The sequence below is a fragment of the Candidatus Rickettsia barbarica genome (assembly GCF_041477405.1).
GTDB lineage: Bacteria > Pseudomonadota > Alphaproteobacteria > Rickettsiales > Rickettsiaceae > Rickettsia > Rickettsia rickettsii.
This window is the reverse complement of record NZ_JBEWYL010000001.1, coordinates 12335-27918: the sequence shown is the minus strand read 5'-3', so window position 1 is coordinate 27918 and position 15584 is coordinate 12335. Positions and strand designations below refer to the sequence as shown.

The window sequence follows — 15584 nt, the reverse complement described above, 5'->3', positions numbered from 1 at the left end:
AAATAATTTTTTTCATAGGTTCAAATAAAAATAGGTGGTTTTGTTGCATGACATAGAGAACAGGGAATGACATCGGCTTAAACTAATTATACAGTTTAGTAAATTTCCTGCGATTGATCTTCCTTACTCGGTACATAATCAAAAATATCATTATTATCTTGATTATCAATCATATCTTCATTCTCAAGCATCTGAACATTATTTACTTTAAATGCTTCTATAACAGTACCGCTTGGTGTAATTTTACCAGTTGCGCTATCTACGGCGATTAGCTTAATTGAATCTGGAACTTTGAAAGGCAGCGATGGCTTATCCTTATAAGCATTACTCATAAAATCAATAAAAATTGGTAATACTACGTTTGAGCCTGTTGCTCTTTTTCCAAGCTCTTTCGGTGTATCATAACCCACATAACTGCCGACTACTATTTTGGGTGTAAAACCTACAAACCATGTATCTTTACTATCGTTACTAGTACCGGTTTTTCCGCCGATAATTTTCCCTAACTTCTTCGCAGCATAACCGGTACCTCTATCTATTGCTCCGGTTAAAAACGAAGTAATTTGATAATCACTAGCTTCATCCGTAACTCTATAGATATATTCTTTCGGTATTTCTAATATTGCGGTATCTAAATTACTATCCGAAACATTACAAGTAAGACATTCTCTATCATCTCGCCTATAAATAATTTTACCGTTACGATCTTTAATTAATTCTACAAAATGAGGCTCAACTTTTTTACCGCCGTTAGCAATAATTGCATAAGCATTAGTCATTCTGCTAAGTGTGGTTTCAATGGAACCAAGTACCATAGAGTAAACTTTTTTTGGTTCATTATTAATACCGAAACGCTTAATTATATCAACGATTTTTGTAAGTCCTACGGCAGTTGCAACTCTTACGGTTATAAGATTACGAGATTTTTCAAGACCAGTACGCATAGTGATTTCACCTAAAAACTTACCCTCATAATTTTTAGGACGCCAACTAGGCATCCCTGGACCTTGCGAAATCTCAATAGGTCCATCATTAAAAATCTGATTCGGCTTAACACCGTTTTCAAGAGCTGCTAAATAAACAAAGGTTTTACTCAAAGAACCGGGTTGACGCAGTGCTTGAGTTACTCTATCAAATTTACTTGTGGAAAAATCATAACCACCGACGCTTGCAAGTACCTGTCCGGTATTTGGGTTCATAACCATAATAGCACCGTTTACTTCAGGAATCTGACAAAGAGCATACCCCTCTTTTATAGCCTCAACCACTATCACATCACCTTTTTTAAGCAAGGCCTTAACTGATTTAAAATTACTTCTTGCCCATTTCATTTCAGCAATAGGCATCTTAGATTTGCTGCCGTCTATAAGTCCAATCTCTACATGATTATCGGCTACATCTAGAACTACAGCTAATTTATACTCTAAAAGTGATGGAGGAGTCGGTAGTTTTTTTAGCTCTCCTTGCCAATTATCAAGAGAAATATTAGCTATAGGCTTTCTAAAACCACGCCTTCTATCAAACTCCCTTAGACCTTTTCTTAGAGAGTTTTCAGCTAATTGCTGCATCTGTGCATCTAAAGAAGTAATGATAGTAAGACCTCCGGTATAAAATTCTTCCTTACTATTTAACATCCTAATTACTTCTTCTCTGACCTGTGCAGCATAATAACCTGCCGTAACAGTTTCTTCCTTAGCTCGTTTACGTAAAACTATCGGGCTATCCATAGCTTCTTTCGCAGCGTCTCTTGTTATATAACCATCTTCAAACATACGTGCTATTACGTAATCACGACGAGCTTTTACTCTAGCATAATTTCTCTCAGGATTAAGTTCGGAAGGGGCTTTAGGCAGTGCCGCAATAAAAGCTGATTCTGCAATAGTAAGTTCCTCTACGGATTTATTAAAATAATTTTGTGCAGCTACCGCAACACCGTATGCACCACGACCAAAAAATGTTTGATTAAGATATAATTCTAAAATTTGATCCTTAGTAAATACTCTTGAAATCATATAAGAAAGAATCGCTTCTTTAATCTTACGTTCAAGAGAAACTTCGTTAGTTAGCAGAAAATTTTTAACCACTTGCTGAGTAATGGTAGACGCTCCTTCCATACGCCTATGATGTAAATAATTAGATATGTTTAAAAATGCCGCTCTAACTATTCCAAATAAATCAACGCCGGGATGGTTATAAAAATTCTTATCCTCAGCTGCAATAAAACTTTCTATTAGCGAACTCGGTACGCTATTAATCGGTACAAATACACGACGTTCAAAAGCGTACTCCTCCATTAATTTGCCGTCACGGGAATAAATACGCGTTACCGACGGCGGATAATAACGTGCAAGCTGTGAGTAATCAGGCAAATCACATGAATAGTGGTATATTATATAAGCAGTAATCCCGCAACCTACTAAAATAAGGAAGACAAAAATTTTTAAACAAAAAAGAAGAGATTTATACATGACTTATAATATTTCGCCTGTTAAACTATTAAGTGAAGCCTTAGTAATTTTTACATCAATGATTTTACCAAGTAAAGATTTATTAGGGTTTTGGATATATACGGACTGCATGTATGGAGTTTTACCTATTATCTGGTCGTCGAATTTACCATTGCGATCAAATAGAACTTTCATAGTACTACCAACACAACTTGTATTAAAAGCTAGTTGCTGAGCCATGAGTTCTTGTTGTAATATAGTTAATCTCTCTGATTTTATATGTTCAGGTATTTGGTCGGTTCTAGTTGCACCAGGTGTGCCGGGACGTGGGCTATATTTAAACGAATAACACTGACCGTATTTTACTCTACGGACCAAATCTAATGTATCCTCAAAATCTTCATCTGTTTCACCGGGAAACCCGACAATAAAATCAGAGGATAAAACTATATCAGGCCTTGCTTCTCTTAAGCGATTAATTATATCAAAATAATATTCCCGATCATGTTTGCGGTTCATGGCTTTTAATATTTTATTTGAACCTGACTGCACCGGTAGATGTAGAAACGGCATTAATTTAGGTTCGGTGCCGTACAGCTTTATTAGATCATTATTCATATCTATCGGGTGTGAGGTGGTATAACGTAATCTCTCTAAATTGGGAATTTGTGCTAGATGTTTGAGTAAATCGGCTAGACTAAATATTTTATCTGCAGGACCTTTACCGTGATATGCATTGACATTTTGTCCAAGTAACATAATTTCTTTAGCACCGCTACTAACTACTTTTAGTGCTTCTCTGTAAACCTGCTCTACATTTCTTGAAAATTCAGCACCTCTAGTATAAGGTACTACGCAGAAAGTACAAAATTTATCGCACCCTTCCTGTACCGATATAAAGGCACTTGTTCCTTGCGGATATAATTGCTCAGGTAGCTGATCAAATTTTGCTTCTTCAACAAAATCAAGATCGATTAAGTGCTTTTCGTGTCTAACGACTTTTGAGATTAATTCCGGTAGGTTATAATAAGATTGCGGACCGACAACAATATCAACATAAGGAGTTCTTGTAAAAATCTCCTCCCCTTCCGCCTGTGCAACACAACCGGCTACAACTATTATTACAGAACTTAAACCTTGTTTTGTTCTGGTATCTTGTAGTTTCTTAATACGACCGAGTTCAGAGTAAGTTTTCTCAGCTGCTTTCTCTCTGATATGACAAGTATTTAGAATAATAACATCTGCTTCTTTAATATTTTCAGTAGGTTCATAGCCAAAGGGATAAAGCAAATCCTGCATCTTAACGGAATCATAAACATTCATCTGACATCCGTAGGTCTTAATATAAAGCTTCTTACTCATAATTATATATATATATCTTTAAACTAAAAGCCTAGTATACGAAGATCAAATTCAAAAAGAGCGAGGAGTTCACAAGGCAAGATGAGCTGCGTATAACGTAATACGCGAGAACCGAATCTCTTGTAGAACGACTCAGCCAATTTTTGCAGTTCATCGAATATACTAAAGTTTTATATTATACTATATTTATATCAATCTTTAAACTAAAACCTTGATGGGCATTGCTCAATAACTATAGATATCTTTAAAAGCTCTGTCATTGCGAGGAAAAACTGCAAGTTTTGACGAAGCAATCCAGTTAAAAATGCTAATATTTAGATTTTTATTATTTTTGCTAGATTGCTACGCTCCTTGCAGTCGCTCGCAATGACGACTCGGTATCCACGCAGGTAATGCTGAGTTAGGAATGACACTCAATCCTTACGGATTAATTCTTGCTGTGAGATTCTTGCGGTGATTTCTTTTAATTTTTCTATTCTTTCAATAAGACAAAGCAGCTGTTCTTTAGTAATTTTATAGTTTTTATCATATCTTGCATCAACATAAGCTTTTTCAAGAAACTCAAAACACTTTTTTTGTTCTTCAGTTAATTGAAGAAATACACTCCATAATTCATTGTCATAATTTCCTGCCATGCTACCTAGTTCTTGTAAATTATGTAATTTAGGTTTGTAGTTTGAAGAAACTAATAAAATAGTACTATAAAGACTTTCCGTAGCTTGATGAAGGGCAAAGGCTGATAAAAAGCATACTACAAATCGCTTAAATAAGTAGCCTCTACCAATCGCTCCAAGATAAATCTTTAGCCTCGCTAAGTATAAATTCCCTTCTTTTTTTATATCGGTATAAAAATAACGTCCTTTTTCTAACTGCCTACTTATTTCCTCTATTGACTCTAGAATTATCGATATTCTTGAATCATACGGAATAATTTGCTTAGGGTTTATTATTCCTGTGTTTTCTAATCTTATATATTTATATTATCTTTTAATCTTAAAGCAGTGTATCCTTTATATTTACCTTTTTTCAGAATTATCAAAATATCATCGCTATGATAGCCGTAAGGTAGATCATGTACCCAATCGCCTCTAGCAAAAGAGCCGTACAAGATAATCATAGCGATTTTTCCTGTGCAATATCTAAAATCTGCTGCACTATAAAATTAAGCCTTGCTCTAATTTTAAGAGAACGTTCGGGTAAGGTGGTTTTCATTTAAATATCTATACTTTATATTTTTCTGCTTTTAGCTTTTTTATTTCTTCTATTGTAAGCTTAGTATATCATGCTATTTTCTCTATAGGTTCATTCTCTATTAACATTTCTTTTGCAGTTTCAATTTTCTCTTTTTCTATGCCCTTCTCCATCCCGACATTAAACTTTTCTTCAAACTTGTCTATTTCTTGTTATATAGCCATTTCAGCTCTAAAATAATCATCATGCTCTTGTTCTGTCCATTTATATTGCTCTAAACTTGCATATGCCGATAACACAATTTCATTTTTAATCTCCTTTGGCGGTTCTTGTTCTTGCGAAGCATATTTTAATAAATGTAACCATTCATCGGTATCATCTTTAAGATCATTTTTTTAAACTTCCCTAGTTCAATAAATACATAAGTTAATGAAAACAAATATTATTTATGTATATTGCTTTCTTTTATATGATGATAGCTAATATACGGCAATTCATCAGGCAAAGCTTTTGCTCCTATGATAGAAATTATTACTACCGGCAATAAATCCTTATGTTTCATACCCTTCTTAATTTGACTAATGTAGGTATAACAACCGTAAAGCTGCGTTCTATTAAGATAATCTTTCTCCATTTTACGCTGCATCTCGATTATATACCATCTACCGGTTTCATCTTTAACTTTTATATCGAACAAACTTCTTTGCCCTTCAAGAAATACAGGTAACTGTTCAGTAGTTATATAGCTTAAATCTATGATTCTATCTCCTTGCGATAACCTAAGAAGAGAGTTCAATAAATTTATTAATTTTACTTTATCGCTAAATAGTTTTTTAAACGCGACATCATTTGTACCGTCTAAATATCTTTGGATAAATAATTATATCTTTGGTAAGTTTTTATACATAGCAAATTAACTTCAGGCAGTAAATTACTTTTACAATTTATTATCGGTAATAGGCTTCTTGCATCACCCATCTTATAAAGAGGAACTTGAAGGAAACACGGAACACAGCACTGCAGCGTACATAAAAGTACGTGAGGATGCGAGTACCGGATTGACGTACAAATTTACCTTTAGAAGGAGGTTATGCAAGAAGCCTATTAATACCTATCATTATCATCATACACTCCCCAAATTACTTTCTTGGAAATCCAACCTGTGTAATCCTTACATGTAATTTGGCAGAATTGTTCTTTACATTTTTTTAAACTACAACGAACTTTTGGCATTAATTTTGCTATAACTCGGCTTTTATGGTCTGCGGATTTGGTAAGTTCTATTTCCTTATCAGAAGTAATAACTACTGATCTTTTACCTGATAAAACGCTTGAATGTATCCAACCGCCTTCGCCGTTAATGTCACGTACTTGTCGCCATTGCTTGTACTCTGCAGTTATTTCTACCGGTTCGCCTTTTTTAACAAAAACCCATTCTACAGCAGATTTAGTAGTTGGTCCGCTCCTTGCATTTACTTCATTAGATTTTATTGAAACAAATCTCGGAATAGGCAATTTTTTATTATCGGCATTAATTGTTGTTGATAATATTACAATAATTAAAGTAATAAGAATTTTAATCATTATCTTCCACTTCAGATAAAGCATCCTCTTTTTTTGCTATTATATAATTACCAAGCCTAAATTGTACTTTTATTCTATTAATTTCCTGCTCACTAATACCTATATTTTTTAGGACTGTTCCACCTATTTGTAATCCAATCTCATAACTTTCTGGAATAATAGTTGTGGCACCTAAATCATAAAACTCTCTAGCATTTTTTAAATTTTTTAACTTAACGACAACCGGTATATCCTGATAATTACCACTAATTGTTTTAAGCGATTTCTTGATAGTTACTTGATTATTCATAGTAAGTATTATAGCGAATGCTCTTTCCGTACCTAATGCCTTTAGAGTATCGGCTTGCGATACATCACCTTTAAAAACCGGCAAACCGTTTGATAGCTCTGCTTTTACTCTATCATCATCTAAATCAAGTATTACGTAACTTATACCTTCCGCTTCCAAAACTCTTGCTACCATTTTACCGGTATTACCGAGTCCGGCAATAATAATATGGTTTGTTAAATCTCTTGCCCCAAGCTCAATCATTTGAGTCGGAGTTTTACCAAGTCCTTTATCAACTTTCTCAGCAATCTTTTGCCCTAAAGCTGCGAGTAATGGAGTAAGTGCCATAGTAAAAGTAACTACGAATAATAATATATCGGCAGTACTTTCTTCTAATACTCCACTATCTTTACCTAAACTGAATAATATAAAACCAAACTCTCCACCTTGTGATAATAATAAGCCTGAATAAAAAGCAACTCCTTTATTAAAACCGAATAAAATACAACAAGCCGTTATGATTAAGGTTTTTATACTTATTAAAGCAATAGATAAAGTAAGAATATGAGATATTTTTTCATACATTTCTAGGGCATCGATATTCATACCCACGGTCATGAAAAACAATCCTAAAAATAAACTTTTGAACGGATAAATACTTTCCTCTGCCTGCAATCTAAATTCAGTTTCTGCAACTAATACTCCGGCAACAAATGCCCCTAGAGCTAAAGATAAACCAAATGTTTCGGTAGCCCAAGCAGCAGAAAGTACTATTAACAAAGTCATCGAAATAGGTAACTCGCTTGCATTATTACTTTCTGATGAAATGAATGAAAATACAGGACGAAGAAAAACACGACCGACAATAAATATTGTAAGTAAGGCCATTACGGCTTTTAAGAGTGCAATACCAAGAGCCGCTGCAAGCGAGGCTTTATTGTTACCGGCAAGTAACGGAACTATCACAAGCAATGGCACTACGGCCAAATCTTGTAGTAACAGAATAGCTAAAGAAACTCTTCCTATTTGCGTTGATTGACTACGATTTTCCTCAATAACCTGCATAACAAGTGCTGTAGATGAAAGGGCCAGACCACCGCCGGTAATAATAGCCGCACTACTATTGCCGTCTATAAGCACCATTGCACCGGCAATTACTATAGCGGTTGTTAAAACTTGCAAACTACCGAGACCAAATACATATCGTCTCATAGCTTTTAATCGCTCGAAGGATAACTCAAGTCCTATCGCAAATAATAGAAATACTACACCAAGTTCACCTAGTAACTTAGTTTGGTCATATGTTACGATTTTTAAACCGTGATCACCTATTGCAGCTCCGGCAATTAAGTAACCAAGTACCGGACTTAATCTAAGACGCTTAAGTATAGCCACGATAAAAACCGCAGTACCGAGTAAAATTATAACGTTAATAAGAATATGAGCGTTCATCTTTTCCAAATTTCTTCTAACTTAAAATGCTCCCGTACTTCAGGATAAAAAATATTAATTAAAATAGTACCTGCATCTATTAGTACCCATTCTGATTTACCAAGCCCCTCAATATTACTATTTATACCAGCATTATTTTTTAATTCTAAAGCTACATATTCAGCAATTGCTCCAACATTTTTAGTCGAACGACCGCTAGCAAATATAATATAATCGGCTAATTTATGTTTTCCTGTTAAATCAATTACCTCAATATCTTCTGCTTTTTTCTCACTTAAACATTCTAAGATAAATAATTTTAATTCTTCAGTTTCTTTTTTCATAATAATTAATAGAATGATATAATAATATTATTATATGCATAAGAGTCGATTTTATCAATGAATGTTTAAAATTCTATAATAAAAATTCATATAAAGCTTTACTTTAAGCAAAAAAACTTTAATTAATATTGATAAAATAATGGCAATATCTGTAGAAGAGTTAGAAAAAATACTTAAAGAATCATTTCCGAACAGTACAATGAAAATTACTGATTTAGTAGGAGATCAAGACCATTATGCCTTAGAAATATCAGATGTTCAATTTAATGGACTTTCTTTAATTAATCAACATAAATTAGTAAAAAACGTCCTGTCTGAAATATTAAATAAAAAACTACATGCAATTACCATAAAAACTATCGCAGTTTCCGAAAAATAATTACATATATTAATATGATAATCCTTGTATAAATTCAACTTATTATTTAATTTTATACAAACAGCTGATTATATAGTAATCCGCTATTCGGTGTGCAATTAAGAATAAGGATTTTAAAATCCTTATTCTTAATTGATGCGGGTTTTTAGAAGTTTACTTTAAATCTTAGCGTACCGAACTGGGCATGGTATTTTTTAGCTAAGTTCAGACTGTAATGCACTCCGTGCTCCATTCTACCCTTCTTAATTACTGCACCTGCCCCTAAATCATATAGCATTTTAGTAGGTTTAGGTGCCAGTACCGGTAGAGGCTCATTAAGACCGTTAAGATCTGCAACGATTGCCGGTGTTTTACCTTTGAAATCGTAATTAATAAAGGCATGAATTTGCGGTCTAATTATGAATTCATCCTTATAGTAGGTTGTCTTAATTTCACCGCCGAGTATACCTTCAACCTTGTTATATTGACGTTTCTGAATAGTTAGGTTTTGGAAAGAAGTACCGTATTCCTGATAACCGGAATCTTTAATCTTAGTAAGCCTGATTCCTGCCATCGGTGCAAATGAAGTTTCTTTCCATAGATAATTATAACCCCCAACTACTTGACCACTATAAGAAGTTGAATTATATTTACCGTGTGCTGTTTCATAACCGCCTATAATATTACGTAGTTCATTAGTTTCAATATTACTTCGTGCATAGGTGGTTACGCCTTCTATAAATAGGTTATTTATAAAGCTATATAAACCGTATATAGAGCCCATATTAGTTCCGACCTTAGTAGTATTGCCGGCTTTAGCATTTTACGTAACTTCGTATCGACTCTAATAAGCAGCACCCAGAACTATATTATCGTTTATAACGGTATCAATCCCGATTAAGCCACCGGTAGATTTAGCTTTATAAAGTCCGTTAAAGGCTTTTTGTACTGCCTTACCGTAATATAGGCTAGCCCATGCCCCGTAAATGGAATTATTAGCTTTACTTTCATCAAGTTCACAATCACCGCCTCCGACAGCTACACCTCTCTTACGTGATGTAGCATCTTCTGCTGTAGGATTCGTAGCATTGTTATTTTCATCTTCAAGAGCCTTAATTCTCTCCCTTACTTTCTGATTACCATTAAAGCCGTCATTCGCTTTAGCACGACTTATTCCGCTACCTAAGCTTCCACCGCTACTTGTACCTGCAGAATTATCTCGGCTACTACCTATAGCAGACATATCGCTACCGGAACTACTTCCCATGCCGTTACTATTATTAGCGGGAGAAATACCTGTTGCTTTAGGATTATAGCTATTACCGTATGGACTACTTCCGCTGTTGGTTACACCGCCTTTAGTTGTACCTCCCAAACTAGAACTGCTCCCTTGTGCTGAAGAGTTACCTCTATTAGCAGGAGCAATACCGGTTGCAGCAGGACTATTATAACTTGAGCCACCGGCACCACTCTAACCACTCGAAGCCATTGATGGACTGTATACATCCGAACCGAAAACTGGACTATTGTAGCTTGAGCCACCTGTTGACGGACTGTTATAACCCGTAGTACCTCCAAAGCTACCGCCTCCTCCAGTTGATAACTGGTTAGCGCCTACGTTTGAGGTTGGAATCGTTACGACCGAAGCATTCGGACCGTAAGGATTGCCTCCGACATTAGCAGGACCGTTAGGACTAAAACCACCGGTACCAACTGATGGGCTACCGCCGCCTGTACCAATATTACCTCCTGTACCAGGTCCGTTAGGACCAAATCCGCCTGTACCTGTAACCGGGAGTAGTCGGAGTATTATATCCTGCCGGATTGCTAGGTGTTACGTTGTAGCCGCCCGGAGTGGTAGGCGGAACATATATATTGTTAACTACACTACCGCTAGTTGGTGGCGGCTGTAGAGGGCTAAAACCTCCAACACTCGAACCGACGGAAGGACCCCCCATTGGGGTAATAAGCGGAGTAGTTATTCTATGTATTTCATTTGAAGGTCTTTGAATTATAGGTAATAGATGTTCAACGACTTCTCATCTTTGCCCTACAAGGGTATTTACTATAACATTACCAACAGGAGTATTTATTAAAATTTTGATGATATTATCTATTGTTACATCTCCTGTTGGTTCTATCATCAAAAGTACAAAGGAATTACCTGTAATTTGCGATCTGACAAAACCACCTTCATTAGCGGTTACATTAAACGGTAAGCTTACAGCATGACCAACTATGATATTACCTCCTGCCGTGGTGATGATAGGATAAGCACTACCTTGCCCAATAGCAAACGGATTATTTTGTGCAGTTAAAAATACTTTAATTGAAGAAACATTTGATAAATCAAAGGTACTACCGCTTGCGAGTACTATATTACCGCTATTAGCGTTGCCTGTTTGCCCTGTATTTATAGTATCATAGAAGACATTTATAATAAGCTCACCGGTAGGAGTAGCAGAGCCTGTATAAGTAACTTTATTATTACCAAGATCGAAAGTTATATTACTTCCTGAGATATTGCCCCCGACATTTACACTAGTATTATCACAGGTAAACATCATTGTTGCATGATCGGCAACTTATAGTATTTGCTCCTAAATCCGATGCAATAATAAAAGCGGTTTTCTTCGGTACAAAAGTAATAGTATTAGTGCCTGTTACCGCTTTTTGTAACCATACATCATCATCGAATTTATGACTACCTCCATTAATCGGTGCTTGTACAAGTGCAGCATTAATGTATTCCGCTGAAGAGTTGCTGCTACTCCCTTTGAAGTTCTCTGAAACGATTTTTGTTTTGTAATGAAATTTTGTTGTTGCTCTTGGCACTTTAACACCGCCGACCGTGGCTGACGAAATGTCTAAACTTCTACTGTTATAACCGGTAAATACCGCTGATTTACCGGCATCAATAGTTTTTAGCATAGGTATCCCCTTTTACCGTGTCTTTATTACTACTGAACTAGTTTAAGGTTTAAATTCTCACCGCCTAAATCATCGGTCAAACCATTATTAGCGTTAAATATTGCCGTACCTTGATTATTAGTCTTGGTTGTTATACTCGAGTAAAAATCTTCGCTATCGATTGTGATTTTACTGTCTACACCGTTGAACTGAACGGTTTTAAGGTGATTTGAGTCTGAACCTACCGAACCACTACCACTAGCTCCAGTTGTTAAATCATTTGATATTGCAAGAGTATGGATTTTATTACCTGTGGTCGTAATCGATTCATTTATTATACTTGTATTATTAAGGCTTAAAGTTTCAGACTGAGCAGTAGTAAATGAAATCGAGCCTGTTTTCACGGTACCTTGAATTGTAACATCACCCCTGTCTATTTGAACTATATCGACCATTCCTTTAGTACCTATACTACCGGAATAAGTAATAGCAGTAAATTCATCAAAAATCACCATGCTCTATCCTCAGGATTTAAAAGCAAAAGGAGAAAAGCTTGATCCTTTAGAAATATCTAAACTATTCGTTGTTCCCTTAAATTTTATGTCGCCACCATTTATTAATATTACTACATATCCTGCATTAATACCTCCGATACAATTTAATACATCACCGCTAATAGTTATATCACCCACTTTTGAAGTACTGCTACCTATAGCTCCACTAACGCTGCTTGGACCGGTAAACATTAAATCCACATCTTTACCGCCTGTGATGTTAATACCACTGGTTAAATTAGTTGCTTGAGTAAACACTTATTACCCGTGCCGGTTCCTTGGATTTCAGCAATTGACATATTACCGCCGGCGTTAATCGTAACGGTGCTGTTGTCAACACCCGCTTTTAACATTGCAAGGTTCGTAATTGTATTCGTTAAGTTTCCATTACCGTCAACTGTACCTATAGTACCGTTAGTACCTCCGGTACTTGTTATATTACCGGTAATAGCTGATGTTATATTATTTGCTATATCACTAGCAAATATTGCTACGGTACCGGCATTATTTTGGCAATTCATATTACCGTCAATCTTTACAGCCCCAAGCTCGCTATTAATAGAACCGGAAGTAGTGGAGAAAAAAATTTGATCCAAACTGTGATCCTATAGCAACTTTTGCAACGGATACGTCGATATTTGGGGTATTAAGAGCAGTTATTACCAGTATTCCGTACCCTGTAAGTTGTACTTTACTCACCGGATTTGCTTTTGTTCCGATAGCATACTTATTAGCCATACCATCTATTGTTAACTTGGTATTAGCATTTCTTGCATTTATCTCAACTACACCGGTATTTGGAATAACTGGCTCTATATTACCTGTTAACTCTATAGTACTGTTTTTGCCGCTAGCTACGGTAGTCATTAACTTTAAAACAGATGCGGAATTCACGAATGTAACACCTGGTGCATCTAATGGAAAATCACCGTTTAATGCATCAAGGGCATAAACGGCTGGTCCAGCATTAACCTCACCGATATTAATTTTGGCAATCTTAGCCGAGGTAAGTGATGCATCGGCAAAAACCCCACCAGCAGCAATATTAAGCACTGCAGTATTACTCATATCAAGTCCATTTGTACCTAACGTAGCATTAGTACCAACAACGCCGACATTACCACTAACATTTATAATAGCAAGGGGATTTGCCTTTGTGCCAAGAGTTTCATTACCCAAATTACCCTGCAAAGTTAACACATTATTATTAGGTATAGTACTAGAAGTACTACTTAAATTGACGCTACCGCCTCCACCGGCAAAACCATCGACACTATTCATAAAGGTAACTTGTTGATTTTTGCTAGTAGTTAAACCAAATACGGATTTAGTATTATTCAAATTAATATCACTTCCTAGCGTTAAAGCCTTGTTAGATACATCTATCGTAAATGCTGCGACTGCATTTCCCTGCCCGATATTAATTGTGTTTACCATACCTATACTTGAATCAGTAGCCGTTAAAGTAGTACCGGTAGTATAAACGTTTAATGTTCCTGTGTTCCCGTTTTTGATTCGTCTGTTAAGTAAATAACCTGCAGGATTTGCTCCCGAAAACTCTAAAACACCGCCATTGGTAAAATCCACGTTACCGCTTTTTGTAAGCGAGTCTTGTAAATTCGCTACAGCATTGTTACCAAGTGTTAAAGAAGTAGTGGATACACTTTTTTGCAAGATAACCGTTTTATTACCCGCTGCATTAACAGTAATTGCTCCAATATTATTTATGACTCCGGTAACGTTACCGCCTCCTAAAAATACTAAACTACTGTTAGTTGCTGCACTACTTGTCACTGCTGCTAAAGTACCGGTATCATTAATGTTAACCATACCTGCAGACCCTTTAAAATCAGTCTGTCCTGTAATAACTGTTGTGTTAATAGTTCCGGCCCCGCCAAAAGTTGCATTACCGGTAATATTGCCTGTATATGTTCCTGTTCCGACAGTAACATTACCGGTAGTATTTGTTGTAAGTTGGCCTGCTCCGACCGCAGCATTACTGGTACAACCACCCGCAGCTGTAGCTACCACACCTGCATTATTTATGGTAAGAGTAGTTGCACTAGATGCTCCGACTATCATAACATTCCCTGCTCCGTTAAGATTCAAAGCCGCAATACCTGTTACAGGTCCAAGCGTACCTACTCCTAAAACATTAACAATACCGTTAACACCTCCGCTACTTGTTACTGCCGCTAAATTACCGCCTGCAGCAAGGTTTATTGTACCGGCATTATTGCCTTGAACATTTAATATATTAACCGGATTTGTAGCTCCTACATTACCGATAACCGTACTATTACCGACAAAATTTAACACCTCCTCCTAATTTATTATCTATATTACCACCGGTAGCCCCACCAACATTCTTACCATCAGCGATTGTTACTTGTGCGGCCGTACCGTTAAAATCTATATCAGAAATTACATCTTGCTGAAATCGTACTAACGAGTTCTGCGTAAATTGTACTAATCCTCCCGCGCCGGTATCCAATCCACACCATACGGCGTGTCTACTCCTATATTAATAGGCTGATACTGGTTCCCTATTGCTTTCCTATCTGAATAGTTTGGGCAAAGATGGTTCCTGTAATTGTAGCTGGAGTGTGATTTAGAGGAGCTCCTATCCCATCGGTTAAAAATTTGTTAAGCCTTATTGTCCCTCCTGTTCCATTACCGCTACCTGTACCTGCATTAAGTGCAATTTCTCGGCTACCGGAAGCCACGTGTACTCTTAATTGACCATCTACATCATTTGCTGGAACTAGGTTGAAGCTAGCCACAAATTCTGCAGCATTTGGCGATTCATTACTTACGTCATAAGTAGCATTTTGGCCGCTGAACTTGATACTATGTCTATATAAGGTTGTATATCCATAACTTCATTAACGTAAAGACCTGCGCCTGGTGAAGTATCAGTAGCAAAATTAAGTAGCTTATTATTTGCAATATTAAAAGTTTTTGCCTTAATCCAACTTGGATGTTTAAATTGAAAGTCAGTGTCAATCTGTAATGTAAGATCTGCCTGGCCTTGAATAGAAGTTACTATACTACCTGAACCTGAGATAAAGGCAATTCTATTATCACCAGTAGAAGGAAAAAGTGATGTAGCCTGAAAAATCAAAGTACTAGCTA

Annotated in this window: 18 protein-coding genes and 3 pseudogenes; 3 read left to right on the top strand and 18 right to left on the bottom strand. The window is 36.1% G+C overall.

What is annotated here, in order from left to right:
* Positions 1 to 95: 95 nt before the first annotated feature.
* The 7 genes and pseudogenes from ABVF33_RS00165 to rsfS all read right to left on the bottom strand — a co-directional run bounded on the left by ABVF33_RS00165 (position 96) and on the right by rsfS (position 8627).
* Positions 96 to 2468, bottom strand: coding sequence for a penicillin-binding protein 1A (locus tag ABVF33_RS00165; protein WP_499705796.1), 2373 nt, complete (start codon positions 2466 to 2468; stop codon positions 96 to 98).
* Between the two features lie 3 nt (positions 2469 to 2471).
* Positions 2472 to 3809 carry a tRNA (N6-isopentenyl adenosine(37)-C2)-methylthiotransferase MiaB gene (gene miaB, locus ABVF33_RS00160; RefSeq protein ID WP_499705795.1) on the bottom strand — a complete coding sequence of 446 codons (1338 nt, stop codon included), beginning with the start codon at positions 3807 to 3809 and terminating at the stop codon, positions 2472 to 2474.
* Positions 3810 to 4222: 413 nt separating this feature from the next.
* Positions 4223 to 5021: pseudogene (locus ABVF33_RS00155) on the bottom strand (HEPN domain-containing protein).
* Between the two features lie 421 nt (positions 5022 to 5442).
* Positions 5443 to 5796, bottom strand: coding sequence for a PD-(D/E)XK nuclease family transposase (locus tag ABVF33_RS00150; protein WP_499705794.1), 354 nt, complete (start codon positions 5794 to 5796; stop codon positions 5443 to 5445).
* A 308-nt stretch (positions 5797 to 6104) separates the two neighbouring features.
* Complete coding sequence (locus ABVF33_RS00145) at positions 6105 to 6584, bottom strand: SH3 domain-containing protein (RefSeq protein WP_004997294.1); 480 nt, start codon at positions 6582 to 6584, stop codon at positions 6105 to 6107.
* A complete protein-coding gene (locus ABVF33_RS00140; protein WP_499705793.1) occupies positions 6577 to 8304 on the bottom strand; it encodes a monovalent cation:proton antiporter-2 (CPA2) family protein in 1728 nt (575 codons plus the stop codon). The genes ABVF33_RS00145 and ABVF33_RS00140 overlap by 8 nt, the downstream gene beginning before the upstream one ends.
* A complete protein-coding gene (gene rsfS / locus ABVF33_RS00135) occupies positions 8301 to 8627 on the bottom strand; it encodes a ribosome silencing factor (protein ID WP_004997291.1) in 327 nt (108 codons plus the stop codon). Before rsfS ends, ABVF33_RS00140 begins: the two co-directional genes overlap by 4 nt.
* A gap of 139 nt (positions 8628 to 8766) precedes the next feature.
* Between rsfS and ABVF33_RS00130 the strand changes: the two genes are divergently transcribed.
* Positions 8767 to 9006, top strand: a complete 240-nt coding sequence (locus ABVF33_RS00130) for a BolA/IbaG family iron-sulfur metabolism protein (RefSeq protein WP_012720060.1) — start codon at positions 8767 to 8769, stop codon at positions 9004 to 9006.
* A gap of 145 nt (positions 9007 to 9151) precedes the next feature.
* Here ABVF33_RS00130 and ABVF33_RS00125 read toward each other — a convergent pair.
* A pseudogene (locus ABVF33_RS00125) lies at positions 9152 to 9790 on the bottom strand (autotransporter outer membrane beta-barrel domain-containing protein); the annotation flags it as partial.
* Between the two features lie 39 nt (positions 9791 to 9829).
* Positions 9830 to 10360, bottom strand: a complete 531-nt coding sequence (locus ABVF33_RS00120) for a hypothetical protein (RefSeq protein ID WP_499705792.1) — start codon at positions 10358 to 10360, stop codon at positions 9830 to 9832.
* A 289-nt stretch (positions 10361 to 10649) separates the two neighbouring features.
* Between ABVF33_RS00120 and ABVF33_RS00115 the strand changes: the two are divergent.
* Together ABVF33_RS00115 and ABVF33_RS00110 are read left to right on the top strand one after the other, a co-directional pair.
* Positions 10650 to 10830 (top strand): annotated as a pseudogene (locus tag ABVF33_RS00115) (hypothetical protein).
* A 9-nt stretch (positions 10831 to 10839) separates the two neighbouring features.
* Positions 10840 to 10995: a hypothetical protein gene (locus ABVF33_RS00110; protein WP_499705791.1), complete on the top strand. Its 156-nt coding sequence runs from the start codon at positions 10840 to 10842 to the stop codon at positions 10993 to 10995.
* 29 nt (positions 10996 to 11024) lie between these two features.
* Here ABVF33_RS00110 and ABVF33_RS00105 read toward each other — a convergent pair whose 3' ends face one another.
* From ABVF33_RS00105 to ABVF33_RS00065, 9 genes are read right to left on the bottom strand one after another with little or no spacing between them, the layout of a single operon-like run.
* On the bottom strand, positions 11025 to 11549 hold the full coding sequence (locus ABVF33_RS00105; RefSeq protein WP_499706114.1) for a hypothetical protein: 525 nt from the start codon (positions 11547 to 11549) through the stop codon (positions 11025 to 11027).
* Positions 11536 to 11916, bottom strand: a complete 381-nt coding sequence (locus ABVF33_RS00100; RefSeq protein ID WP_499705790.1) for a hypothetical protein — start codon at positions 11914 to 11916, stop codon at positions 11536 to 11538. Before ABVF33_RS00100 ends, ABVF33_RS00105 begins: the two co-directional genes overlap by 14 nt.
* A gap of 29 nt (positions 11917 to 11945) precedes the next feature.
* A complete protein-coding gene (locus tag ABVF33_RS00095; RefSeq protein ID WP_499705789.1) occupies positions 11946 to 12410 on the bottom strand; it encodes a hypothetical protein in 465 nt (154 codons plus the stop codon).
* Positions 12411 to 12419: 9 nt separating this feature from the next.
* The gene (locus tag ABVF33_RS00090) at positions 12420 to 12707 is read right to left on the bottom strand and encodes a hypothetical protein (protein ID WP_499705788.1); all 288 of its coding nucleotides are present in this window, start codon (positions 12705 to 12707) and stop codon (positions 12420 to 12422) included.
* Positions 12683 to 13045 (bottom strand): hypothetical protein, encoded by a 363-nt coding sequence (locus ABVF33_RS00085; protein WP_499705787.1) that lies wholly within the window; start codon positions 13043 to 13045, stop codon positions 12683 to 12685. Before ABVF33_RS00085 ends, ABVF33_RS00090 begins: the two co-directional genes overlap by 25 nt.
* Entirely contained in the window at positions 13005 to 14768 is a 1764-nt protein-coding gene (locus ABVF33_RS00080; protein WP_499705786.1) for a beta strand repeat-containing protein, read from the bottom strand. Before ABVF33_RS00080 ends, ABVF33_RS00085 begins: the two co-directional genes overlap by 41 nt.
* On the bottom strand, positions 14749 to 14943 hold the full coding sequence (locus ABVF33_RS00075) for a hypothetical protein (RefSeq protein ID WP_004997262.1): 195 nt from the start codon (positions 14941 to 14943) through the stop codon (positions 14749 to 14751). Before ABVF33_RS00075 ends, ABVF33_RS00080 begins: the two co-directional genes overlap by 20 nt.
* Before the next feature lie 52 nt (positions 14944 to 14995).
* Entirely contained in the window at positions 14996 to 15232 is a 237-nt protein-coding gene (locus tag ABVF33_RS00070) for a hypothetical protein (RefSeq protein ID WP_499705785.1), read from the bottom strand.
* A gap of 29 nt (positions 15233 to 15261) precedes the next feature.
* A complete protein-coding gene (locus ABVF33_RS00065; RefSeq protein ID WP_499705784.1) occupies positions 15262 to 15573 on the bottom strand; it encodes a hypothetical protein in 312 nt (103 codons plus the stop codon).
* Positions 15574 to 15584: the final 11 nt, after the last annotated feature.

Excerpts from the sequence above, each read along its gene's own strand:
- ABVF33_RS00165 (WP_499705796.1), bottom strand. The coding sequence starts at position 2,468 with ATGTATAAATCTCTTCTTTTTTGTTTAAAAATTTTTGTCTTCCTTATT.
- miaB (WP_499705795.1), bottom strand. The coding sequence starts at position 3,809 with ATGAGTAAGAAGCTTTATATTAAGACCTACGGATGTCAGATGAATGTT.
- ABVF33_RS00145 (WP_004997294.1), bottom strand. The coding sequence starts at position 6,584 with ATGATTAAAATTCTTATTACTTTAATTATTGTAATATTATCAACAACA.
- ABVF33_RS00140 (WP_499705793.1), bottom strand. The coding sequence starts at position 8,304 with ATGAACGCTCATATTCTTATTAACGTTATAATTTTACTCGGTACTGCG.
- rsfS (WP_004997291.1), bottom strand. The coding sequence starts at position 8,627 with ATGAAAAAAGAAACTGAAGAATTAAAATTATTTATCTTAGAATGTTTA.
- ABVF33_RS00130 (WP_012720060.1), top strand. The coding sequence starts at position 8,767 with ATGGCAATATCTGTAGAAGAGTTAGAAAAAATACTTAAAGAATCATTT.
- ABVF33_RS00105 (WP_499706114.1), bottom strand. The coding sequence starts at position 11,549 with ATGTTTACCTGTGATAATACTAGTGTAAATGTCGGGGGCAATATCTCA.
- ABVF33_RS00100 (WP_499705790.1), bottom strand. The coding sequence starts at position 11,916 with ATGCTAAAAACTATTGATGCCGGTAAATCAGCGGTATTTACCGGTTAT.
- ABVF33_RS00095 (WP_499705789.1), bottom strand. The coding sequence starts at position 12,410 with ATGGTGATTTTTGATGAATTTACTGCTATTACTTATTCCGGTAGTATA.